Source organism: Stieleria varia, from assembly GCF_038443385.1.
Lineage (GTDB): Bacteria > Planctomycetota > Planctomycetia > Pirellulales > Pirellulaceae > Stieleria > Stieleria varia.
Genome location: NZ_CP151726.1, coordinates 4,815,741 through 4,839,871, shown reverse-complemented (window position 1 = coordinate 4,839,871; position 24,131 = coordinate 4,815,741). Strand labels below are relative to the sequence as shown.

The following is a 24,131-nucleotide window of genomic DNA, read 5'->3' as shown; positions in this document are numbered from 1 at the left end:
CCCAGAAAACCGCGATTCCTGGTCGCCCCCCGTCGGCAGAACCCGGTCGACCGGCAATGTCAGGCATTGTCCGACCGAATATGCGGATCGAAAGGGCGTCGATTGAGCCCCTCGGGTACTTGGGATCATTGAGGGGATTCGCTTGTTGCCTAGAATATCAGTGCCGCATCGACCGGCCAGACCGTCAAAATCTACGGTTGGGCTTCGCCTGGGCTATCCTGAGAGGTTAAATCATCCCCGATGCATCCTTGGCGAGCGGGTTTGTCCTTTTTCGAGCACGTATGAACTTGCACCCACAAGCCAGATTCCTGATCTCCCATCTCTTTTCTCTGACTCAAATCCACCAACGATATGGCACACAAAAGCGGTAAAGCAGCTCCTCAGGCATCACGACATGCCGACAATTCCGCGGAAGCCGTTGCAGCTCGACTCAAGGCGTCCTTGCTGAAGGAAAAGAAGGAGCTGGAGGTCGACAAGATCTTTCGCGCGTTGGTCAAGCTGGAGGGCTCCGACTTGCACCTCAAAGTCGGCCAGCCCCCGATCGTCCGTGTCGGCGGCGATCTCAAACCGCTCAACCGTGGCCCTATCGACATGGAAGAAATGGTCCGTCTGTTGATTCCGATGATGGACGAGCGAAACCTGCTGATTTTTGAGGAGGAAGGCGGGGCTGACTTCTCGCACACCTGCGACGTCGACGGCACTCGCTGGCGATTCCGTGTCAACATGCTCAAATCGCTCGGCAACATCGGCTTGGTCGCTCGCCGGATCAGCAACTGGATTCCCGATTTCCGCGGTCTGTTCCTGCCCGACTCGATCGAAGCCTTGTGCCACTACGATCAGGGCATGGTGTTGTTGGCGGGAGTGACCGGTTCGGGCAAGAGTACCACCATCGGTTCGATGCTCAACTACATCAACTCGATCTACCGCAAACACATCTTGACCCTGGAAGACCCGATCGAATTCCTTTTCACGGAGGACAAGTGTCTGATCAATCAGCGTGAAATGGGTCAGGACGTCAAGGACTTTTCGATCGGGATGAAACACGCCGTGCGGGAAGACCCCGACATCATCCTGGTTGGCGAGCTTCGAGACGAAGAAACCTTCATGACGGCGATCCACGCAGCGGAAACCGGACACCTTGTGTTCGGAACCATCCACGCGGCCAGCGCATCGACGACCATCGGACGTATTTTGGACTTGTTCCCCGAGGAAATGCACAACGCGATCCGTTCCGCGATCGCGTTCAATATGAAAGGCATCGTGGCGCAGAAACTTTTGCGTAGCATCAAGCCCGGTGTTTCTCGCGTGCCGACTTGCGAAGTCATGACGTTCAATCCGACGGTCCGAAAACTGGTCCTGGAAGGCAAAGACGAAAAATTGCCAGACGCGATCCGAATCGGTGCCGAAGACGGCATGCAAGACTTTACGATGAGCCTGAAAAAACTAATCGATGACGAACTGATCGACCGCCCCACCGCTTTTGCCGTTGCTCCGAACAAAGACGCTCTGAAAATGGCGCTCAAAGGAATCGACGTCAAAGCCCCCGGGATTCTTTGATCATTATTTTTCAGGTCGCGTCGTTGGTCTCCCCGTCCAAACGCGACACAATTACCGTCCACTGAAACAACACTCTCTCAACCAACGTCACCAACGCCACGATGGCCGAACAACCACAACCCACTCAACTTTGGCAAACCGTTCCGCCGGTCGAATTCACTCCCAAGCTGAGCGACAACACTCAAGTGCAGGCGTTGTTGATCAACGCCCGTCAGGGCATCGGATTTGCCATCGCGGCCGGACAAGTGTCCCACGGCATTCACTCGCGAGCGACACACTTGCTGCTGGACTTTACCGCCCAAGGATGCGCGGTGCGGTACCAGATCGACGGACAGTGGGAGCAGTTGCCACCGCTGGATCGTGAGTCCGGTGATGCGATGCTGTACGCGTTGAAGCAACTGACACTGCTCAACCCGGCGGATCGACGCAGCGCCCAAGCAGGCTCCGTCAAAGTAAAACTTGCCAAGGCCAAGTTCAACTTGACGCTCCAATCGCAAGGAGTCCCGACCGGTGAACGCGTGTTGCTGAAAATCGATTCCGAGAATGTCCCCTTTGAACGATTGGGCGATCTCGGAATGCGAGACAAGATGATCGAGACGTTCAAGCAAACCATCGACGGTGAAGGGAACATCGTTCTGATCACCGCGCCGACAACGGAAGGCCTGACGACGACCTGGAACGTGGCCATTCAAGCGGCCGACCGATTGGTCCGCGACTTTCAATCCTTTGAGCCGAAAGGGTCGCCCGAGCCAGAGATCATCAACATCAATCCAAACTTCTATGGTGGTGACACGGGCCTCACGCTGGCCGATTCAGTGCGTAAGGCGATTCTCAAGGAGCCTGACGTATTCATGTTCCCCACGCTGCCCGATCCAGAGATCATGGGCACTGTGCTCAAGCAAGTCTCCACGCACGAAAAGCAAGCGATTCTCAGAATGAACGCGGGCGGTGCGATCGAAGGCGTGGCCCGGCTGATGGCACAGTACCCCGAACAAAAATCCGCGATCGCGTCCACCCTCGGTTGTGTGCTTGGACAGCGTTTGGTTCGCCGCTTGTGTGACAACTGCAAACTCGGATTCCAGCCGCCGCCGCAACTGCTGCAGCAACTCGGAATTCCACCCGGACGGGTAACGATGATGTACCAGCCGTTTGTCCCACCGCCGATCGAGCAGCAAGTGGACGAGCAAGGCCGCCCGGCTCCGATCACGCCGTGTCACGTTTGCCAAGGCCGCGGCTACATGGGCCGAACGGCGATCTTTGAGCTGTTGACCCCAGGCGAAAAATTCCGCGACGCCATGCAGAAGACTCAAGACATGGGTCAACTGACAGCGATCGCCCGCTCCGAAGGTTTCCGCCCCGTGCAAACGGAAGCCGTCCTGACGGTCGCTCGTGGTTTGACCAGTCTGGATGAACTCAAACGAGCATTTTCACGCTGATTGGAATGGGTAGGTCATGCTGTGCATGACACACTCCGCTCAACGCCATGCATGTCACCGGAAATCACTCAACGTTGAACGCGAAACGAGAGCATCCGTCCCAAGAGCACTGGCTTACCGTCTCTTGTCAGGCACGGGACGCGAAAATCAATTACTGGCGTAGTGGACGAGGTTACGAGTCCTGGAGCACGGGACTCGTGACCTCGTCCACTACTAGATCCGTCACTTATTGATTGCACGTCCCTCGGGGACGTGAAGTTTATTGCTGACGTCTTTGATTGCCTTTCTGTATGGGTGCTGATTCGTGAGTGCGAAATTGGATCCCGCGAGGGATCGCAGAAGGTAGCCACGGGTCGCCGAAGGCGCACCCGTGGTATGCGACAACCATGTTGAATCGACCCCGAAGGGTGTCGCAGACTTCTCGGAATCGGGGCTGCGACCACCTTCGGGGTCGGTTCTTGTCAGACGGAATGAACCGGCGATGATCGCTGCGCTCTATCGCCGGCTACCGTCTGAGACCGCTTCACGGTCATATGCAGCAATAATTCTTTTCACGTCCCCCGCATGACCTACGGAAGAGCAGCTCGGCCCCAGATCGAGCCATTTTCCATGGCCGGCAACGGACGCACTGTCATTGCTATTGCCGAAAACCGACTCGACAGGAAATACTGCCCCTCGTTCTCTCGGCTTGATCCTGTCACGGACGACGTTCCCATGACTCAAATTTTTAGAGCGATAGCAATCACGATAGCAGTCGCGATTCTTCTTCCGCACACGACGTTTCTCTCAGCTCAGTCTACCGAAGCGGCTCAACGCATTACTTTTCGTGGCAACACGACCTTCACGGACGATGAATTGCTCGCGACCTTGTCGGGACAACCCGATTTCTTGCTGGCGATGCATCCGTTGGCGGAACCGCTGGAGCTGAACGCTGTAACGACGAAGCTGTTGAGAGCAGGGTACCGTGCTGCGGGGTATGGCGACGTGGTGATCGTCGCCGAATCAGCACTGCATCCTAGCGAATTGGTCTGCAAAATCGCGGAAGGTGAACGGTATGTGCGGGACGAGATCTTGATTGACGGCTGCAAGGTGATTGACGCCCAGCAATTAAAGGATCATTTCACAAAGAGAATGCCCAAGGAAGGATGGACGCCGACGCTGTGGAGCGATGGCGAGTCGATCGAAACCGTGTGGACCGACAAAGACGGTGCACCTCAAAAACTGAGCGATCCCGATTGGACTCCCGGCGAAAAGATCGCTTTGGATAGCGAACGAGAGTTTAGTCGATCTGTCAATAAAGCACTCAAATCGCTCGGATTCTCCAATGCGTTTGCGTTGGTCAAGCTTGCTCCCGACATGAACACCCACACTGTCGATTTGCAAATTTCGATTGTGAACGAAAACGAGCCCGATCGCATTGCAAACATCGAGGTCACTGGGTTGCAACGAAACTCGGAAACAGAGTTGCTGAAGTGGTTGGATCTGGAGCCGGGACAACAAGTCTCCGAATCCAGGTTGCAACAAATGCGCGCGAGACTTTGGCAATGCGGACGTTTCGAAAAGTTTGAGGTCTCGCACGATCACGCATCGGGAAAGCTGTCGATCATTGTGACTGAGATTCCCTACGGCCCTCGGCTGGGCGAATCATTCAACGAAATCGCAGGAGTCGTTTTGAAAATGCGTCAATGGCTGATTGATGCCCACCAACGAAATGACGATACCGAGTTTGCATTCCAGCAAGACGACATGGGGATGACAGTCCACGCTATCCAATCATCCAGCGGTTTGTTCGTCCAGCACACCAGCGAACCATCCGATGGCAACCATCAAGCCCGGACCGCGACGATCTTTGTTGATGCGGAGCATTTGATCATTGACCACTCCGACAATCCGACTTGTTTTCATGTCGGTCTGGGTCTCGTCGAAGGCAAGGTTTGGTTCACGACGACTTTGCGAGGTGCGAAAGACCCAGAAAAGGGACTCAACTTTGTGTTCAACGGCAACATCAACTCACGGCGAGCAGATGATGAGCTGCCTTGTTCCCATCACTGGCGAATGACTCCGGCAGACGCAATTTCGCTCGCCTATCATCCCAATGTCGAGACGAATTTGACTTCGAGCGAGTTGACGATCCGCAACAAAGGATCTGAGATCAGGATCGCCCGGGAATCGGGACAGATTCAAAGTTGGACGAGCGAGAATTCGACGATTCGGTTCGCACCTGGATTGCTCGACCAAGTCAAACAACCGATCATTGACCGAGTCACTGCCAAGCCGAACAGCCATCTGGGACAGCATGGAATCAGCACCTTTGCGTCGTACCTGATTTCACCCCCGTTCGTTTCGATCTATGAACACTATGCTCGACAAAGCAACCCGGATGCCGCGTCTGTCAATCCTGTTGCCATCTCCGCCGCCAGGAAAATGGTGGACGACGGTGCGTTGTGCATCGCCGACGAAATCTTATGTCGGGTAATCCAACACGAACAGAATCGTTCTGATGACGAGTTTTCTATACCGTCAGACCAGGTCTTTCAGGGTAACTTTCAGCAGGTCGCGGCAGAGTTCGTTGCCAGAGCGGTCCTCAACGCTGCGCCGGAACTGTTGCCTGAATCGGGATGGCCGATGAAAGTCACCCGGGAAGCTTGTCTGACAGCAATGCGACGCAACAAGTACTCCGGCATGGTGCTCAAGGAATTGTTGCTGGACGAGAACAACGGCCCACTTTGCCACGCGAGCGTCGCTGGTCTGCTGAGCCTGATTGGCCAGGATTCGCGAAAAGCATTCGCCGCTCGCGGGCTCTTAGCCCTGTCGCCTGAATTGTTCGCCACGGACTATGAAGCGTTGACGGGGGTGATTCAGCACGAGTTATTCATCAAAACGATTCGCTCGGTGCAAACGCTGAGCCACGTGGAACTGCAAGCGGTCAAAGGAGCGGTGAAAAACGATACACTCTCGCAGCTACTGGATTTTGCGGCGTTGCACCCGCTGGAGAGCACCGATGACGAAGTCGACTTTTGGTATCAGATCGCAAAGGTGCAATTGGAGCCTTGGCTGCAAGCGATGGCCAGATGAACGCTGGGGCTGTATGTTAAATGTACGTCAGCCTTTCGTACGTCAGCCTTTCTAGGCTGACATATTCCCCGTGACTCAGTCTTTCCAGGCTGGCATGAGGGATCGTGGGGGGATCGTGTCAGGATAGAAAGCCTGACGTACATTTCGCATTGAGGCGTGCCGTGGAAACAGCCAAAACAACATTGAGTGACGATGAAGCTTGGTTTGTTGCCAGTCGATGGCAACAACTGGCAGGAGAGCACCGTGCGAACCATCTACGGATCCTCGCCATCGTCGCGTTCTACCTGGTTCATCTCGTTCAACATTATCAGCCAGGTGGACTGCTCAAATCAGACACGCCTCCGGATCAAATCTTTCACGTCGCGCTGACGGTCATCGTCGCCGGTTGGTTGCTGATGGCTTTGACGATCGATTTTTCTTTGCGTCTGCGAATTTTTCCTCTCTTCACTCCATACGTGACCACAGGCTTAGACCTGGCACTGCTCACCGCCATCTTGTGCTTGGGAGGCGGACAGGCGAGTCCGTTGATTCTCGGCTACTTCTTGATCCTGATTCTTTCCGCATTGCGATTCAGTTTGCCGCTGGTCCGCGCGGCAACGGCTGCGGCGATCGTCTCGTACCTATACCTGCTCGCGATGGGAAAATGGCCTCACTTGTTCGGCGACCGAATCATCGGCGTCGTTCCACGTTACCATCAGATCATCACACTGTTGGCGATCGGCATCACCGGAATTGTATTGGGTCAGATGATTCGACGGTTTCGGGCGATGGCAAAACACTACGCTGAACGACGGTTCGGGAGGACGACGGATGAGCAGTGACCCCATAGCAATCGGCACGGTTCGATGCCCGACCTGCTTTGCAGAGAATCCGCAAGGGCAATCGTGTTGGCTTTGTCACAGCAATATCCCTGCCAACGCCGAGCGTGTTCCAGCAAACTCCGCGCCGATGCCGGTACCAGGAATCACCAATCCGTACGCGGCGCCCGCGATGCTGGAGGATTCCGGGCAGTCGACTTTTCCCAGCATCGTTTTGATTGTGGGTTTGGTCGTCGTGCTGTTGGCGCTCGGCACGGCTGCTCCTGGACTGGCCATCATGCTGGCGATCGTGGTTGCACCCGCGTTGATTCGGACCGCGGTGGTCGCCAACCGAAAAAGGAACGCGGGAGAGGAAATCTCGACGATGCAAAAGTCGGGATTGTTCTTTGCATCGCTTGCCGGAGTGATCACGGCCTGTGTTGCGGCTTGCGCCGCGTTCTTCATCGCTTGTAGCGCTTCGTGTTTTGGAATCCTGGCGATGGAGAGTTCGGGATCAAGTAGAGCGGTGCAGAGCATATTCCCAGTTGCCATGTTCGGCTCGGGAGCTTTGGGACTGGTAGCTGGCTTTTTTGTGCTCCGCGCGCTCTGGAAACGTCGAAAATGAAACTGCGAGAACACTCATTCATCGGAACCACTCAAAGCCTCTGTCCCGAATGTCTGGAGCTGGTCCCGGCAAAGATCATCGTCAAGAACGGGCGAGTCTACTTTCGCAAACGCTGCTCGACACACGGCGTCCGAGAGGATTTTGTTTGCTCTGATGTCCGTCAGTTCGATCAAAGCCAGTACAGTACTCCCGGGAAATTACCTCTGATCCACGGCGCTGAATCAAAACGCGGCTGCCCTTACGATTGTGGTTTGTGTACCGAACACGAACAACATACTTGTATCGCTTTGCTGGAAATCACATCGAGCTGCAACCTGACCTGCCCGATGTGCTTCGCCGGCAGCGCCCCCGGTGGCAAGCATCTGACGCTGGAGCAGTGCAAGCGTGCAATTGACCGCTTGGTTGAGGTCGAGGGGAAACCGGAAGTCCTACAGTTGTCCGGCGGAGAGCCGACCATTCATCCAGATTTTCTGGAGATCCTGCAGTACGCCTGCGATCAGCCGATCGATGTCGTGATGATCAACACCAACGGAGTGCGTTTTGCGAAGGATGCTGAGTTCCGTGATGCGGTTGCGAAGTGGAGGCACCGCGCGGAGGTCTACCTGCAATTCGACGGGTTCAGCGAATCACATCACGAATTGCTGCGAGGCAAATCGCTTTTGGAAACCAAACTGCAAGCGGTCGAGGTGCTCGGCGAAGTCGGGTTGAACACGACGCTGGTTTGCACGCTGCAAGCCGGAGTGAATGACGATCAGCCGGGACCGATCATTCGACACGCCATCGAGCGTCCACACATCACCGGCGTCAGTTTTCAACCCGCGACCTACACCGGGAGGTATTTCTTGCCAGAGCAACTCGAAGATCGGATCACGTTTCCCGATGTGATTGCCGCGATCGCCGAACAAGCCGGTGAGTGGTTTGCCGAATCGGACTTTTTGCCATTGCCCTGTGCACACCCCAACGGCCATTCATTGGCCTACGCCTATCGTGGGAACGGGACAACCGTACCGTTGAATCGATTCATCGATATCGCGGCCAACATGGACTTGCTGGCCAACGGAATCGTGTTCACACGAGAACGTGCCAAATCTCTGGTCAGCCAATACTTGGCCCGAGCCGCCTGCGGCCCCGGTGGTTGCGAGCCTTCGATTGCGGTCGCTCGTCCGACGGCAACGGAAACCTCCGACGATTTGACGCAAACCGCTCAAGCATTCTTCATGGCAGCCGCCACGCAAACGCTGCGTCAGTCAGATTTGCTACGCATCACGATCACGTCGTTCATGGACGCGTACAATTTCGATGTGCGTCAACTGATGAAATCCTGCGTGCATCATTTATTGCCCACGGGTCATCTCATTCCGTTCTCTGCCTACAACGTGCTGTATCGGGACGGGCATGTTCCGTTGCCGCAACTCGTCGACGTTCGCAACGACTCAAGCCCTGGTCGACAACAGGCCCCGCAACGGCCCTCGTTGCCTTTGGTCTCCATCGATGAACGTTGACTTTGCGTACACGTTGATCATGGGAGCCGCCATGACGACGGGGTTTCTGCTCAGCCGTTTGTCGCAGCGCAGTCTATCGCTGGATCGGACGCAACGATTGGGTGTCCTGATGGGTGCGTTCTGCGGCGCGATGATCGGAGCGAAGTTGCCGTATTTGTTTGGTGACCTTGATGCCTTGATGTCCGGCGCGGCGTGGTTTCAAAACGGCAAGACGATTCTTTGCGGTCTGGTTGGCGGTTACTTTGGCGTCGAGATTGCCAAGTGGACGATGCAGATCAAGTCCAAGACAGGCGATTCCTTTGCCGTACCGGTTGCGGCGACCATCGCGGTGGGGCGTTTGGGGTGCTTTCAAGCACAGTGTTGCTATGGCACACCCAGCGATTTGCCATGGGCGGTCGTTTTTCCCAGAATCGACCTGCTGACGCGACATCCCACCCAGATCTACGAGTCGCTCTTTCACACGGCCGCAGCGATCGCGTTGTGGGCACTGATGCGTCGCGGAATTTTTCGCGGCAATCTGATCAAACTGTACATCATCTTGTACGCCTCCTATCGAGTGGTCACGGAGATGATTCGTCCCGAACCCCGACTGGTCGCCAATCTGACAGCCTACCAGTGGGCCAGCCTAGCAATCATCGTACTATTCAGCGTCCTTTGGTGGCGTGATCGTCGTCAACAGTTCCTTGCATTGGGAAGTCAAGTGGAAACGTCAGCTCAGCAAGGGTAGTTTCATCAGGGTGCCAGCAAGTTTCTGTCACCTCTCCCGGCGCAGGAGACTGCTGATTCAGTGAGCCGCAAGGCGGCTAGCCCGGTTTATTCACGCGACTCACTTCGGTCTTCGCAATATGTTTGCACGAAACGACATACGCGGATTGGCACGAAAATAGGCTGCGCGCATCATCCGGGCTAGTGTACGTCAGGCTTTCTAGCCTGCCCCCCTCGCCACCAAAAAGCATACCACTGACAAAACACCCTCCATTCTGGCGATAACGTGGAATCGTGGGACGGCAATTCTGTCACTCCTGTCGCACGCACAGGCCAATTTTCGTTAGAACATGAGACTCTCCAACGGGAACTCATATGGTCGCTTTCTGGTTTACTTTGCTTGCTCTGGGTGTCGGTGTCACGGGGATCGTTCTGGCATCGTCGGCAGATCAACTGGGGGAAGCTTTTCGTTTGGAACGATCCGTCACCGGTTTTATCTTGCTCGCCGCCGCGACAAGCTTGCCGGAGTTGATCGTCAGTGGCCAACTGGCGTGGAATGATCTGCCCGACATGGCTGTGGGCGGGGTGATGGGCAGTTGTTTGATCAATCTGCTGATCCTTGCGGGCATCGATTTATCTCAACGTTCACGAGGTCGGATACTCAGTCGGCGGGCAGCGGCGCACGCTTTGGCCGCATTGGCTTCGATCATGATGGCGGCCATCGTCGGCGTTTGTGTGTTGATGCCCGGACTACCGACGCTGGGCAGGTTCCACGTGGGAACCGTGCTGGTGTTCTTGTCGTATTTTGTCACCGTACGATTGGTCTTCGTCGACCGAGTCACCAGCGAGCCCGTGGAACCGCACGAGTCCGTCAGCATCTTGCCCGAGACAGCGTCTGAGCAACCGACACGGCATTGGTTGCGTCCATTGCTTTACTACCTCGGCGCCACCGGCGTGATATTAGCATTAGCGGCGCCGCTGACGGGCACATCAGAATCGCTCGCAACGATCCTGGGGCTCAGCGGCACCTTCTTTGGAGCCGTCTTCATCGCATTGGTCACATCGTTGCCCGAAGCGGTCACGACGTATCAAGCGACCCGAATGGACGCACACGATCTGGCGATCGGAAATATTCTCGGCAGCAACACGTTCAATCTCTTGATCCTCGTCGCGATCGATGCATTCTATCACAAGCCGCTTTTCAGCGATCTGGGCCCCGTGCATGCGATCACAGCGTTGGGGATCATTGTCACAACCACCATCGCGGTGATGGGAATCTTGTACCGAGTGGAAAAACGGATCTGGTACTTGGAGCCTGATGCCGCAGGAGTGATCCTGTCGGCCTTGCTGTTTTTCTACTTTGTTTACTCGATGTGAACGTGCAAGGACTCACTCGCAATTCGCCCTCCCCTGCATCAAGCAACATGATTCGACAAACCAGCATCCTCTTCTTCGTTCTCGTCGTACTGACTACGACCACAGGCCGTGCATCCATCGCAGCAGCAGAGCCAGACGCATCGCGTGCGGTGATCTTGAGCGACTCGTTGCAACAATTGGCGGCGGACCGATGGTCGACTGCTGGCGGGCAATGGCGTCCAGGGGCATCTGGAATCACGGTGACGGGAGGCCAAGGTCCGAGGCTGATGCTCACCAATCAGTCTTTGCAGGATTTTGAGTTGGAGGTTGAGGTCCGAACCAATGCCCAAGCCGGCGTTGTTTTTCGCGTCGCTGACTCGCAACCCGGAGTGGACGCCTATCGCGGCTACTACGTGGGTGTGGACGCGGGCGCGGAGAGTATTCTGTGGGGAGCAAGCGAAGGAGCATGGCGTCAAATTGCCAGTCGACCCGGTCCCATCGACTCGTCGCATTGGTACCGTCTGAGGCTGATCGTTCGTGACGCCAACGTCAAGGTCTTTGTCGATAACGTCGCAGCAGGATCAACTGAATTCCCGATCATCGACGGAATCGATCAAGCGAATCGCGTTGGCCAAGTCGGTTTGCGTTCTCTCGGCCGAGAATCGCGGTTTCGCAATTTGGTGATCCGCGAGTTGGAACCGTTGAATGCAGCGCCGACCTACACCAATCCGCTAAAGCCAGGAATCGCCGATCCCACAGTTTTGCTACACGAGGGTATCTATTACCTGTACTGCACGCATTCGCACGATCATCCCGATATGCGTCGAGGCATCCGCTTGTTCACTTCGCCGAATCTCGTCAACTGGGATGATCGAGGATACATCGTACGGAACGAGGACAGTTGGGGGGATTCCCGTTTCTGGGCACCGGACATCATTGAGAGAAACGGCAAGTTCTATCTGTACTACGCGGCGGACACCCGGATTTGCGTTGCGGTCGCGGATTCGCCGGCGGGTCCGTTCAAGCAGATCGGAGACCGGCCGATGAGCCCCGATTCTATTCGCATCGACGCGCACGTGTTTCAAGATGACGATGGGCAATGTTACTTCTACTACGTCCACTTCAATCGTGGAAACGAGATATGGGGCGGAAAGTTGAACGATGACATGATCACGGTGGACGAAAGCTCGCTAAAGCGGCTAATCCAGCCAGATCAAGGTTGGGAGCGTCACCAGGCGCCCATCGCGGAAGGTCCCGAAGTCCTCAAGCACAACGGCGTGTACTACTTGACGTACTCCGGCAGCCACTTTGAAAGTCCCGAATACGCGGTCGGCTATGCGACGTCGGACAGTCCCTTGGGGCCATGGAAAAAGTATCAATACAACCCGATCATGAAATCGACCGCCTATGCACACGGGACCGCGCACCACTGCATCACCGAATCTCTCGACGGCAAAGAAAAGTGGATCGTGTATCACCGCCACTTTTCGCTCACCGAAACGGAGCCGCGACAGCTCTCCATCGACCGGCTACGTTTTGTCCCTCAGGACGACGGCCCCGATGTACTGGCCGTCTGGGGGCCGACATCGTCGCCGCAACCTGTCCCCTGAGGACGGGCAGTTGTTATGCCCCACAACTGAAGCCTTTGTTTGACCCGCAGCCGAAGGCGTAGGCGGAAGCGGCGTTTGACTCTGCGGTGCATTGCGTTGGGTGGTGTCTCCTGCGCCTGCGGCTACGGGTCAAACGGTGGAGTGCACCATCAGGCGGTCGATCGCACGCAGACGCTGGTCTGTCACCGGCGTGTGACATTTCATTTGCGTCAGGTACTCGCGTTCTTCTTGCAATCGCTCCAGAAAAGACTTCGATGGATTTCGAATCGCGGTGGGGCCAAAGAGAAACGCTGCTTCAAGATCCAGGTTCACGTACGCGGGATCTGGTGCCTCCGACTCAGGCGGTGTTGCTTTGCTGTACGCCAAGACAACGTACTGCCAATGCCCGGGAGCAAATTGTTCGTCTCGGAGATGGTAGCCGGATTGCCAAGCCCAGCGGCGCACTTGATCGGCCTTGTGATTGGGCTGCAAGACGAGTGAGGACGGGACGCGATCAGGATTCTCGTTCAGAATCCGCACAATGCTTTCGCCGCCCATCCCACAGATACTGAGACTTTGCACTTCGCCTTTTGACAAAGCCGCCAAGCCGTCGCCGAAACGCACTTCTGCATTCTTGCCAGCCAGCGTGGCGGTCGAGTTGAGAAACGGCTGGCGTTTGTTTTCGATGGCGATGCCCCGCTCGACGCGACCGGCAGCCAGCAGCGCCGCGAGCAAGTGACCGTGGTCGCTGCCGATGTCGGCATGTGTTTGCGAGCGAATCAGCCTCGCGACGGTCTTGAGTCGCTTGTCTAATTTGGGCAATGTTAAATCCTCGCGATGGTGCACTGGTGCTGATCAACCAGCGAGACTCGCTAGATGGAGTCTATCAATCTTTGATCGCGGCTCGGTATTTTTCGACTTGCGTGTGGAAATGCCAATCCTCTGGGTCGTCCAGCAAACAGGCTTGCTCGATCAACAACGCTTCCTCCGAACGTCCCATCGAGAACAGGATTTCAGCCAGCGTGTCGCGATAGATCGCGCTGTCTGGTTCCCAGTAAACCGATCGTTGGGACAACTCGAGGGCTTCATCCAGTCGCCGTTTGTTCATCGCTGCGGACCAGGCCAAATTATTGAGCGTCGTCGCGTCTTGGGCATACACCTTGACGTATTCCAAACCACGATCCATCAATCGATCGAAGACTTCGTCGGCCAGATCTCCCAGGGACGCTTCCCTGAGTTCGGGCAGCAAACGTTCGGCAAAATCGATGTTCAATGGGTCCAGCAACTCGATCCGCTCGATGTGCCTCTTGGCGGCTTCCGCATCAGCATCCTTGATCGCGGATTCCAGCATCCAACGGCGAACGAACAATGGCAGCGAGATGTAAGCCGTGGCTCGATAGTTGGTGGTTTCCAGCGTTCCACCGACTGCCAAGTCGAACCAACTTGCAGCCTTGGCCACATCCGTGTCGTGGATGGCTGCGGAGTAGTTGCGGGCAACGTCATAAAACTCAGTGGCCTCTGAGGAGCCAAAGGCGGTGATGCTCACCAACGTCTCCAGGACTTCGCTGGCTAGCGCCGATTCGTCTTGGTCTCGCAAGTACTCTGCAATCTGATTTCGCAAATCGGTCGACGGTGAACACAGGGTCAAACGCAATTGACGCAGCAACCGCTCGGCAGCTTCGGTGTCGCCGGCACGCTTTGCCAAAATCCACTGCCCCACCAACGCTTTGGTCGCCGCAAGCGGTTTCTCGGTGCTGACGGATATCCCGGATTGAACATCTGGACGCGTCGCGAGCTGCCAAACTTTGTCAAAAAGCTGCTCGGCGGCCTCGTGGTTTCCTCGTTGCAGTTCGATCTCGGCAAGTTTCTGTGCGGCTTCGATATCGCCAGCGGCCACCATGGTCAGCAAAGCACGACGTGCGATGTCAAACTGTTGTTGGGCAGAGAACATGTCGACAATGTGCTGATTCATGCGAACGCTATTACGAATGATGCGTCCTTGGATGGGTTGCAAGCGACGAGCGTCGGAAAGTCGTTCGTAGATTCGCTCAAAGTCTCGGTCGGCATCGAATCCTTCGGGCAACTCACCGGCAATCAACTGGCAAACCATCGAAAATCGATCGGGGTATTCTCGCGTGGGAAAGAGCGACCCGACGACATCAAGCAAGACACGCAGGGTTTCTTCGTCGACACCGAGCGATTCGGCCACCCACCAGCGTGACGCGAAACTGGTCACTCGATCGCCGGGAACAGCCGCAAGTTTGGCGACCCAGTCCGTACGTGGCGTGCTGAGTAGGGAACGCAGCAGCCGGTCACGCATCGACTCGTTGCTCATGCCGATGGTCAGATCAGGGCGATTGAGACGCTCGCAGATCATCCAAGCGTCTGTGGTGCGTCCGATATTCAGTAGCACTCCGATCAGAGTCATCATCGAATCGACCGCGGGTGAGATTTTGGTTTCACCCGAGGTGACTTGATCGACGATCGCATCGGTCAGCCATTGGTCCAGGTTGGCATCCAATTCCGAATAGGGGTACCCCAACACGTCCATCGCAGTGGACGGGCGGGATGCAGCGAGAGCGACGCTCGCACAATCGTTGGGGTCGATTTCTCGTAATAAAGCAAGAGCTTCGTCAATGCGTCCGTGCAACGCGAGTGCTTTCCAGCGAATCGTTGTTGTTTGAAAGGACTCGTTGGGCTGACGGACGGCAAGCATTTGGCATGCTTCGTCCGCAAGAGAGTCATTGTTGGATCGATCCGCTGCGACGAGCGTCCAAGCCCAATGGAGCACTTGGGAGTTGATTTCATCGGCGTTCTCCGCATCCTGTTTGCTGTCCGCGGCCAATTCTTGCCACTGGCCCATCAACATGCGGACCACTCGTTTCAGTTCACGATCATCGGCGTCCACCGCGATCGGCAAGGCTTGGTCGTGCTGGCCCAACAGGCAGTGGATTTGGACCAACGAAATTCGTTTTTCCGCTTCACTCCACGCGTTGGCGGTTTGAGGCAGCAGATTGTCATCGTTGATGGGCACGCCCAGCATCTGCATTATCGAAATTCGGCAAACCGCCAGTTCTTGATTCACACAAACGGCGTTGACCAACTCGAGAAGTTGCATCGCGTTGTCTCTATCGACCGCATGCTTGGCGTAAAAGGGAAAACGCAGAGAAAGCAACTTAGCGACTTGTTTTTTGATCTGGTCGTAATCGACCGTTCCGGCGGACTCTTCCACGGCCGCCTGAACGGCCCGGAATTCGCCAGCGTCGAGCACTCGTTGCAATGTAAAGGCGTCGTCGAGTTCTTCGATGGGGATGGGGCTGCCAAACACTGCTCCTCGCCGCCACTGTCGCAGAATCCAGTTGGCCCGCTGAGCGACCTCTGGGTCAGGATGCCGCGAAGCGTCCTGAACTTCCTGACGACGGTGTTCGCGGTCGCGCCAAAGTTGCATCGTCGCTCGTTGTCGGCTCGCATAGTCGTCTTTTGCCAGGTTCTCTGCCGTGACCGGATCGGATTGCGATGGCGAACCAGTTTCCGCGGGATCTGGCTCCGATTGAGATTCCTGTGCGGAAACGTGCGTCAATCCGACCGCCAAGCTCAGAAACATCCAGCCGAAAAAGACCAGAACGACCAGGACTCGGTTTCCTGCCCATCCAGCACCCAATGTGTCATCAGACGATGCGAAGTCGCCCCAAGGTTGATTCGCCGAGGCGAGTCGTACCGAATCGCAAGGCGGCGGTGGGATCAGCAGGCTAGTGAGTGGGCGAATCATGGGGTACACACGCAAATGGCGTTCTGATGAGGATCGCAACGGAAATCTGCCCTGGACCCAAGGCCCGCAAGACATTGTAGAATTCTATCAGAGCGTCCACGCAAAATACTCCCCTCGACGCCGTCCACCCCTCAAAATGCTCACCTTCACCGACGCGGAGCGATCGATCATGCGAACTCAATTTTCTCTCGCGCAGTCCTGCACTGCGGCCATCCTTGTGATTTTCTCGCTCTATGCGTCAGGGATTTCCTCGGCAGCCGATGTCGCCAGTTGGCCACAATGGCGTGGGCCAGAGCAAAACGGGTTCGCCCCCGGCGATTCGTTTCCTACTGTCTGGAGCGAGACCAACGGCACCAAATGGAGACTTGAGTTGCCAGGTAGGGGCGGCAGCACGCCCGTCGTGGCTGGCGGCAAAGCATTCTTGACCGCAGGTGCAGATGAAAAGAACCACTTGCTGGCCGTCGATGTCAAGACTGGCAAACTCGATTGGCAAGTTGAACTCGGTGGCGACGCCGGCGGAAAACACCAGAAAGGCAGCGGCGCGAATCCGTCCCCGGTCACCGACGGCGAATCCGTCTACGCTTATTTCCGCAGCGGCGACCTCGCCTGCGTTTCGCTCGCTGGCGAGATCCAGTGGCAAATCAACTTGCAAAAAGAGTTCGGAGAAGACTCCCTGTGGTGGGACTTGGGAACCTCCCCACTGCTGACCGACAACGCGGTGGTCGTTGCGGTGATGCAAACCGGACCGAGCTATCTGGTTGCCTTTGAAAAAACGACTGGCAAGCAGCTTTGGAAAACCGAACGCAAGGTATTGGCTCCCGAGGAGTCCGCACAAAGCTATACGACGCCGGTGAATGTCACCATCAACGGGTTGCCCGGCATCGCTGTGATGGGTGCAGACCACCTCACTTTGAACGATGCCAAAAGCGGCAAGGAGTTGGCACGTCTAGGTGGGTTCAATCCCGAGGAAAGAACGCGTGAGCGATCGATTTCGTCGCCCGTCGCTCACAACGGTATCGTCGTTTGCCCCTACCAGCGTGGACAGTCACTCACGGCAGTCCGCATCAGTGAACTCGCCAACGGAAAGGGCAAAGCAGCGATCGCGTGGTTCCGCGATGACTTGGGCAGCGACGTTCCCACACCTGCGGCGCACGACGGACGCGTTTATGTTGTCTCCGATGACAAGCAGATGCGGGGACTGGTGGCATGCTTGGACAACGAGACAGGAAAGACGATTTGGGAAGTTCAGATTCCTAAATCCCGCAAGTCGTTCAGCAGTTCGCCACTCGTTGCCGGCGATCACTTGTACGTCACGGGCGAAGACGCCGCCGTGTACGTGATCGGACCACTCTCAAGTGCTCAACCGACCGTCGTGGCCACGAATGTGGTTACAGACTCGGACCCAACAACCGTCTCCAGCCCGGTCCCCGCAGGCGACAATCTGCTGCTGCGAACTCGCAACCGTCTGTACTGCTTTGGAAAGTAACAGAGTACGTCAGGCTTTCTAGCCTGACACAATACGCGATGTCAGGCTAGAAAGCCTGACGTACGTGCTACCAGTCGGCCAGTGGGCCGCTGTTGTTGTCGGTGGCGTAGCGTGACTGGGCATCGCAAAAGTCGTCGGTCATGCCGGCGAGGTATTCTCCGGCAACCTTTTCCACCGGTCGCGTTTCTGCCCGGCGGCGGAAACGTAGCGGCAATCGTTCGGGGCGTTTCACCAGGACGGCGTACATGTCCTGCAATCGATGATACGCGGAGCGTCGGACCGGGATGAGCCTGGGATGTCGATAAACGGCATCGAACAAGAACGACTCCAGTTCTTTGCGTTCGGCGGCCAATATCGGACTGTGGTCGGGACGCACGCCGGCGTCGCGGACTTCTGATGCCGTTTGACCTTGATACTCCACCAGCAACTCAGTGGCTTGATCGACAAAGTCTGTTACCTGCAGTTCGATCAACTGCCTGACCAACAATTGCCGTTGTTCGCGAGATCGGTTGACTCCCCATCGCTCACTGACGGCAGCGAGAGCACGGCGGATGATGGCGAGTTCAGAAAGTTCATCCAGCGACAGCAGCCCCATTTGCAGAGCATCATCGACGTCGTGCGCGTCGTACGCGATCGAATCCGCAGCGTCGACGACTTGGACCTCCAACAACGGCGAGCGCCCCACCTTGGCTTCTTCCTTGTGCGCCCGGACGTCTTGTCCACCCAACGTCTCCACCGACAGATTCAGTCCTGGAAACCCTGAATATCGTTGCTCTAATTCTTGAACGATTACCAATGCGAACTCATTGTGCGAAAATCCGCCGACGTCTCTCATGCACTCGCTCAACGCGTCTTCGCCGCAGTGGCCGTAGGGAGGGTGACCGATGTCATGCATCAACGCCAAGGCTTCGGTAAGATCTTCGTTCAGCCGCAGCACTCGCGCCATCGTGCGGGCCACCGATGCGACTTCAAAGGTGTGCGTCAATCGTGTTCGGTGATAGATCCCCATCTCACCGGTAAACACTTGCATCTTGCCCGATAAGCGTCGGAACGCACTGCTATGCAAGATTCGGTCGCGGTCACGGACGAACGGACCGCGATACTCGTGGGTCGGTTCGGCGTAGATTCGTCCAGCCGTGTCTCGACTGTTCATGGCAAAGGATGCCAGCAGCAAGTGTTCGCGATCGTCGTATCGACGCGTATCCAGCATGTCCGATCAAGTTGTCCGAGATGTAAAGAAATGAACCTTCGCGATTTGCAATACTTCGGCGGCTGCCTCCGATGGACAACGCTGTAAAGCGGAACATACCAGCACGAAGCGCAAGCGAGTGAGCAAGTGAGTCGCCAAATTCACTCGCTTGCGCTTCGTGCTAGTGCATCGTCCAGTATTGATTTTGGGGTTAGCCGTTTTGGCGTTAGCCACGGTTGAGTCGCGAAAACCGTGGCTAACGCCAAAACGGCTCATTTATCAAACCCACGTTCCAAGACTGGACGATGCACTAGTATCTTTGACTGTCCGAATGCCTAACAATGCCTCATGAATTGCTGCCGCGCCGATTCCTGGCACGGAAAGCTTTTATGTTACCCGCCTGACGCCCGATCTCCCACATCAATTGCCGCTTGTATGCTGGGCAAGTTACCCCCTGCCGGGCGACGAAGCAAAGCACCACGACGTGTCTCCCCCATCAAGGCCCCCAAATCCGTGGCTCCTGCATCGCCATCGTCTAACCGCAAAAGCCAGCCGTCGTCGCGAAATGGCGGACAAAAAGCACGTACGCCTCGCAAAACAGCCAACAAGGGCGGCGTGATCCGCATTCGCAATGCCCGGGTACATAATTTGAAAGGAATCGATGTCGACATTCCTCGCAACGCCATGACCGTGATCACAGGAGTCTCGGGCAGCGGCAAGAGTTCACTTGCGTTCGACACGCTTTTCGCCGAAGGCCAGCGGCAGTACATCGACAGCCTGTCTGCTTACGCCCGCCAATTCCTTGATCAAATGCCCCGCCCCGATGTCGATTCCATCGACGGATTGGCCCCGACGCTGGCGATCGACCAGAAACCCGGTTCGACCAGCGGGCGCAGCACCGTCGCCACGGTCACCGAGATCTATGACTACCTGCGTCTGCTGTTTGCTCGTGTCGGCGTGCCACATTGTGGCAAGTGTGGCGCGGCGATCGCCCAGCAGACAGCCGATGCGATCGAAGCCTCCCTGTTGGGATTGCCCGAAGGAACCAAGTTCGTCCTGATGGCGCCGTTGGTTCGCGGGCGAAAGGGTGTGCATCGCGAAGTCCTGTTGTCGATCCAAACCGCAGGTTTGGTTCGCGTTCGCGTCGATGGCGAGATCTACGCGTTGGAGGATGTTCCTGAGTTGGCCCCGAGAGCGAATCACACGATCGAAGCCGTCGTGGATCGACTCGTCATGCGCGAAGGTATCGAGACGCGTTTGGCCGAGTCAGTGGCCCTGGCCCTGCGACTGGGCAGCGGACTGCTCTCCACACTTGTTCTGCAAGACGACGAGCAGTGGACCCACAAGATCTACAGCACCGCCATGGCCTGCGTCGAGTGTGGCAGCAGTGTCGAAGAAATCGAGCCGCGTACATTTAGCTTCAACAGCCCGTACGGGATGTGCCCGACATGCGAAGGCCTGGGGGAAGTCCCCGCTGAGGACGCGGAAGGCAACCCGACATGGGTAACTTGCACGACCTGCGATGGCGGACGGCTGCGCAAGGAAGCTCTACAGGTCACCATCGCCGACACCAACATCGCGACTCTGGTCGACATGCCACTGGATGACGCGGCGCATTGGATCGCTGGCATCGAAAGTGAACTTTCTGCGCTGCATAAAATGGTAGCCGAGCCGATTTGTCGCGAAGTCTTGCGACGACTGGAGTTCCTCAAACGCGTCGGAGTGTCGTATCTGAGTCTCTCACGCGGCGCCGACACGCTCAGTGGCGGTGAACTACAACGCGTTCGATTGGCGACGAGTATCGGCAGCGGACTGGTTGGCGTTTGCTATGTCTTGGACGAACCGTCGATCGGCTTGCATCCAGCGGACCACGATCGGTTGATCGGATGCCTGCGAGACTTGCAGCAACAAGGCAACACGGTCGTCGTGGTCGAACACGACGAAGCCACGATGATGGCGGCGGATCATTTGATCGACATCGGCCCCGGTGCAGGAACCCACGGCGGTGAAGTCGTTTGCGCGGGTACTCCGGCGGCCGTTCGTAAGAACAAAGATAGTTTGACCGGTCAGTATTTGAGCGGCAAGAAACGTGTCGGCGGTGCAGCCGAACGGCGCACGATCGGCGGCCAATCGTTGACGCTCTCCGGCGTGACGACGCACAATCTGAAATCCGTGACGGCGACCTTTCCCCTGGGATGCTTCGTCGGTGTCAGTGGCGTTTCGGGCAGCGGAAAGAGTTCATTGATCAACGACACGCTCTACCCGGCTTTGGCGTACCAACTGAATCATGGCAAGCCGTTGCCCATCACACCGAGCAGCGTCACACAGTTTCAAGAGCTGACGGGAATCGAGCACGTCGACAAACTGGTGCCGATCGATCAAGCTCCGATCGGACGCAGTCCACGAAGCTGCCCGGCGACTTACAGCGGGTTGTTGGACGAGATCCGCAAAGTCTACGCGGCGACACGCGAGTCCAAAACGCGTGGTTTTACTGCCAGCCGCTTCAGTTTCAATTCTGCGGCTGGTCGCTGTGACCTGTGCAAAGGTCACGGTGTCCAAAAAATCGAGATGAATTTCTTGAGCGACCTCTACGTGACGTGCCCACGATGTGGAGGGCGGCGCTTCAATCGACAGACGCTGCAGGTACGATTCAAAGGTGCGAGTGTTGCTGATGTCCTGGACATGACCGTGGACGAAGCGACGGAGTTTTTTGAAAACGTTCCCTCCGCTCTGCGGCTGTGTCAATCGCTGCAGTCGGTCGGGCTGGGGTATTTGCATCTGGGTCAAAGCAGCACGACGCTCAGCGGCGGCGAAGCACAGCGGATCAAACTTGGCACGGAGCTGGCTCGTGTCTCAACGGGCAAGACCGTGTATTTGCTGGACGAGCCCACCACCGGATTGCACTTTCACGACATCGATCGCCTGATCACTGTCTTGCAACGACTGGTCGACGCTGGCAACACGGTGATCGTGATCGAACACGATTTGGATTTACTCGCTGCTTGCGACTGGTTGATCGACTTGGGTCCAACGGGTGGCGTCGGGGGTGGAAACATTTTGGCAAGTGGAACGCCAGAATCTTTGGCAGCGATGAAAAACAACGCCACCGGACGTTTTTTGAAACAAGTGTTGTCAAGAGAAGCATGATCCCCGCGTTCCCCGTTCTGGAGTTGGGGTTACGGTGGGCTGTTCAAAGTTTGGGGTTGACATTGTTTTTTCAGTCCATGTTTTTGCTCCATGCATCACAATCAAAGTGAGCCTCAGGCGCTAGCCCGGATATTGCATCCATCGGTTATTGACGCGGGGTTGCGAGTTCGATACGTCCGCTTTTGGGAAATGATTTGATTTTGATGGGGGCTTTCGCAGCGCCGCGCAGAAGGCCCCCCCTCCCCCAAGCGAATGATTCGCTTCGTGGTTGCGTTTTCCTCGAGGGTTGCCGCCCTTAGTCGCTTCGGCAAAGACGCGCCATGACTTCGTTAAAGAGACTCGCGCTAGGGCAGTGAGTCGGAAGGTGAAAAATCACTCGCCGACAAGTCACGCGTACTCGCGCGGCAATCTTGAACAGACGCAAGCGGATCGTATCCACACGCATCCGAGCATGTGTAGTGCCCTGAAGTGCCAACCGGCGGATTCCGTCGACCAACACATACGCCAACGACGACAGAATCAAACGAAACTGATTGGCCATGAAGTCTGTGCAGCTGGTTCGATCGGCAAACAAACACATCTGTTGTTCCTTGATCCGATTCTCCATTTCACAACGCTGACAATAACGTTCTCGATAGAAATCCTTCGGGTTCCAAGCAACACTGCAGATCGTTCCAGGATCGAGGATTTGTCGGACCTGTTTGCCGTCCACGCGAGGGCGATGATAAGTCGGCTCGACGATCCCTTGGGCACTGGGCAGGTTTGTCACGACGAAACGCGGGTTGGCTCCCTTGTCGCCGTGCTCCGCCTTGCCGAGAACCCAGCGATGACGGTCCCATGTTTCCTGAGTGCGATAACGGAACCATTTGAAAAGCGTTCGCGTGGATTTAAATTTCAAATGCTCAAGTCGAGCACGGGTCATTTCGCAGGCAATATTGCGGATCAAGACGTTGTTCTTGGGCAATCCGAAGACATAGTAGACGTCGTTTTTATCGCACCAACGCATGAGTCTTTCATCAGAATATCCGCCATCGCCACGTAAAATGATTTTCGTCTCCGGCCATCGCGAACGAATCTTTTGAACCAGCAGTTTGGTCACCGCGCGAGCGTGATGGGCTGCGCCAAAACTGCTGGGACGTAGGTAGGCGACGAGCAACTGATAGCCACAGAACACGTACAGCGGCAGAAAACAGTGGCCGTCGTAGAATCCATTGAAGTAGTTTTTGTCTTGATTGCCGTGCGTCGGATCATCTGTGGCATCATAGTCCAAGGTGATTTCTTCGGGCGGTTTCTCGTAGCTGTCCAGAAAGGTGTTTACGATTTCTTCGTGGATAGCCAGCATCGCTTTGCGATCGACACGATTTTCGAAACGTGAATGCGTTGACGGACTGGCCAAAGGAACGTGTTCGTCGCTGTCATAGTCATTCTGTGCAGGCGTGCGTCCGGCAGCGACTTGAAAGGCTGCATCATGCCGCAAGTGGGCGTGATCGTTGCCGTCCTCGTAGCCTGCCGCAATTCCAAAGATACGACTGGTCAGGATCTCGGCCTGCGGATGTGCGGTGTAGATAGGATCGCGTGGATCGGCAATACAAGCGTCGACTCGGCGGATCAGGCCGAGTCGTTGATCGACTTCGCGAAGCAGTAGCAATCCGGCGTCGGACGTGAGCGTTCCGCCATCAAAATCAAACTCGACAGCTTGGCGACGGAGGCGTTTCAGTGCAGCTCGTTTTCGATTACGCTTTGTCATTGCCGAGAGCCTTGGGCTTGGGATGTGTGAAGTGTTGTAACTCCAATGCATACCAGGACTAAGGCTCTTGCGCTATAGGGGGAAACAAATTTTCGGATGCAATATCCGGGCTAGCCGTGGGCCGGCCCCACAATCCGTCTCAGGCCCACGG

At 56.2% G+C, this 24,131-nt stretch carries 15 protein-coding genes; 10 read left to right on the top strand and 5 right to left on the bottom strand.

The features are described from left to right. Positions 1–351: 351 nt before the first annotated feature. The 4 genes from Pla52nx_RS16325 (at position 352) to Pla52nx_RS16310 (ending at position 6,889) form a co-directional block, all read left to right on the top strand. On the top strand, positions 352–1,557 hold the full coding sequence (locus Pla52nx_RS16325) for a type IV pilus twitching motility protein PilT (protein ID WP_146522635.1): 1,206 nt from the start codon (positions 352–354) through the stop codon (positions 1,555–1,557). A 101-nt stretch (positions 1,558–1,658) separates the two neighbouring features. After that, the gene (locus Pla52nx_RS16320) at positions 1,659–2,993 is read left to right on the top strand and encodes an ATPase, T2SS/T4P/T4SS family (RefSeq protein ID WP_146522636.1); all 1,335 of its coding nucleotides are present in this window, start codon (positions 1,659–1,661) and stop codon (positions 2,991–2,993) included. Positions 2,994–3,707: 714 nt separating this feature from the next. Beyond that, a complete protein-coding gene (locus Pla52nx_RS16315) occupies positions 3,708–6,068 on the top strand; it encodes a hypothetical protein (protein WP_146522637.1) in 2,361 nt (786 codons plus the stop codon). A 161-nt stretch (positions 6,069–6,229) separates the two neighbouring features. Continuing rightward, the gene (locus Pla52nx_RS16310; protein WP_146522638.1) at positions 6,230–6,889 is read left to right on the top strand and encodes a hypothetical protein; all 660 of its coding nucleotides are present in this window, start codon (positions 6,230–6,232) and stop codon (positions 6,887–6,889) included. A gap of 75 nt (positions 6,890–6,964) precedes the next feature. On the opposite strand, the gene Pla52nx_RS16305 is transcribed toward Pla52nx_RS16310, so the two are convergent. Next, positions 6,965–7,417, bottom strand: a complete 453-nt coding sequence (locus Pla52nx_RS16305; RefSeq protein ID WP_146522639.1) for a hypothetical protein — start codon at positions 7,415–7,417, stop codon at positions 6,965–6,967. A gap of 69 nt (positions 7,418–7,486) precedes the next feature. Here Pla52nx_RS16305 and Pla52nx_RS16300 point away from each other — a divergent pair, with 69 nt between their 5' ends. The 4 genes from Pla52nx_RS16300 to Pla52nx_RS16285 all read left to right on the top strand — a co-directional run bounded on the left by Pla52nx_RS16300 (position 7,487) and on the right by Pla52nx_RS16285 (position 12,663). Next, the gene (locus tag Pla52nx_RS16300) at positions 7,487–8,992 is read left to right on the top strand and encodes a radical SAM protein (protein ID WP_146522640.1); all 1,506 of its coding nucleotides are present in this window, start codon (positions 7,487–7,489) and stop codon (positions 8,990–8,992) included. Beyond that, complete coding sequence (locus Pla52nx_RS16295; protein ID WP_146522641.1) at positions 8,982–9,719, top strand: prolipoprotein diacylglyceryl transferase; 738 nt, start codon at positions 8,982–8,984, stop codon at positions 9,717–9,719. Before Pla52nx_RS16300 ends, Pla52nx_RS16295 begins: the two co-directional genes overlap by 11 nt. A gap of 353 nt (positions 9,720–10,072) precedes the next feature. Then, a complete protein-coding gene (locus tag Pla52nx_RS16290; RefSeq protein WP_146522642.1) occupies positions 10,073–11,074 on the top strand; it encodes a sodium:calcium antiporter in 1,002 nt (333 codons plus the stop codon). Between the two features lie 47 nt (positions 11,075–11,121). Next, on the top strand, positions 11,122–12,663 hold the full coding sequence (locus Pla52nx_RS16285) for a family 43 glycosylhydrolase (RefSeq protein WP_146522643.1): 1,542 nt from the start codon (positions 11,122–11,124) through the stop codon (positions 12,661–12,663). 129 nt (positions 12,664–12,792) lie between these two features. Here Pla52nx_RS16285 and Pla52nx_RS16280 read toward each other — a convergent pair whose 3' ends face one another. Together Pla52nx_RS16280 and Pla52nx_RS16275 are read right to left on the bottom strand one after the other, a co-directional pair. Next, complete coding sequence (locus Pla52nx_RS16280; RefSeq protein ID WP_146522644.1) at positions 12,793–13,464, bottom strand: tRNA (adenine(22)-N(1))-methyltransferase; 672 nt, start codon at positions 13,462–13,464, stop codon at positions 12,793–12,795. A 64-nt stretch (positions 13,465–13,528) separates the two neighbouring features. Continuing rightward, complete coding sequence (locus tag Pla52nx_RS16275) at positions 13,529–16,411, bottom strand: hypothetical protein (RefSeq protein ID WP_146522645.1); 2,883 nt, start codon at positions 16,409–16,411, stop codon at positions 13,529–13,531. 169 nt (positions 16,412–16,580) lie between these two features. Between Pla52nx_RS16275 and Pla52nx_RS16270 the strand changes: the two genes are divergently transcribed. Further along, positions 16,581–17,897 (top strand): PQQ-binding-like beta-propeller repeat protein, encoded by a 1,317-nt coding sequence (locus Pla52nx_RS16270; RefSeq protein ID WP_146522646.1) that lies wholly within the window; start codon positions 16,581–16,583, stop codon positions 17,895–17,897. A gap of 67 nt (positions 17,898–17,964) precedes the next feature. Here Pla52nx_RS16270 and dgt read toward each other — a convergent pair whose 3' ends face one another. Further along, positions 17,965–19,107 (bottom strand): dGTP triphosphohydrolase, encoded by a 1,143-nt coding sequence (dgt, locus tag Pla52nx_RS16265; protein WP_146522647.1) that lies wholly within the window; start codon positions 19,105–19,107, stop codon positions 17,965–17,967. A gap of 594 nt (positions 19,108–19,701) precedes the next feature. Here dgt and uvrA point away from each other — a divergent pair. After that, positions 19,702–22,233: an excinuclease ABC subunit UvrA gene (gene uvrA / locus Pla52nx_RS16260; RefSeq protein ID WP_231742554.1), complete on the top strand. Its 2,532-nt coding sequence runs from the start codon at positions 19,702–19,704 to the stop codon at positions 22,231–22,233. Positions 22,234–22,528: 295 nt separating this feature from the next. Here uvrA and Pla52nx_RS16255 read toward each other — a convergent pair whose 3' ends face one another. Then, positions 22,529–23,980: an IS1380 family transposase gene (locus Pla52nx_RS16255; RefSeq protein WP_342190172.1), complete on the bottom strand. Its 1,452-nt coding sequence runs from the start codon at positions 23,978–23,980 to the stop codon at positions 22,529–22,531. Between the last annotated feature and the right edge of the window lie 151 nt (positions 23,981–24,131).

What these genes read in the sequence shown, in the direction of transcription:
- Pla52nx_RS16275 (WP_146522645.1), bottom strand. Translation starts at nt 16,411, where the DNA reads ATGATTCGCCCACTCACTAGCCTGCTGATCCCACCGCCGCCTTGCGAT.
- Pla52nx_RS16285 (WP_146522643.1), top strand. Translation starts at nt 11,122, where the DNA reads ATGATTCGACAAACCAGCATCCTCTTCTTCGTTCTCGTCGTACTGACT.
- Pla52nx_RS16305 (WP_146522639.1), bottom strand. Translation starts at nt 7,417, where the DNA reads ATGGCAACTGGGAATATGCTCTGCACCGCTCTACTTGATCCCGAACTC.
- Pla52nx_RS16300 (WP_146522640.1), top strand. Translation starts at nt 7,487, where the DNA reads ATGAAACTGCGAGAACACTCATTCATCGGAACCACTCAAAGCCTCTGT.
- Pla52nx_RS16320 (WP_146522636.1), top strand. Translation starts at nt 1,659, where the DNA reads ATGGCCGAACAACCACAACCCACTCAACTTTGGCAAACCGTTCCGCCG.
- dgt (WP_146522647.1), bottom strand. Translation starts at nt 19,107, where the DNA reads ATGCTGGATACGCGTCGATACGACGATCGCGAACACTTGCTGCTGGCA.
- Pla52nx_RS16290 (WP_146522642.1), top strand. Translation starts at nt 10,073, where the DNA reads ATGGTCGCTTTCTGGTTTACTTTGCTTGCTCTGGGTGTCGGTGTCACG.
- Pla52nx_RS16270 (WP_146522646.1), top strand. Translation starts at nt 16,581, where the DNA reads ATGCGAACTCAATTTTCTCTCGCGCAGTCCTGCACTGCGGCCATCCTT.
- Pla52nx_RS16295 (WP_146522641.1), top strand. Translation starts at nt 8,982, where the DNA reads ATGAACGTTGACTTTGCGTACACGTTGATCATGGGAGCCGCCATGACG.
- Pla52nx_RS16255 (WP_342190172.1), bottom strand. Translation starts at nt 23,980, where the DNA reads ATGACAAAGCGTAATCGAAAACGAGCTGCACTGAAACGCCTCCGTCGC.
- Pla52nx_RS16315 (WP_146522637.1), top strand. Translation starts at nt 3,708, where the DNA reads ATGACTCAAATTTTTAGAGCGATAGCAATCACGATAGCAGTCGCGATT.
- Pla52nx_RS16325 (WP_146522635.1), top strand. Translation starts at nt 352, where the DNA reads ATGGCACACAAAAGCGGTAAAGCAGCTCCTCAGGCATCACGACATGCC.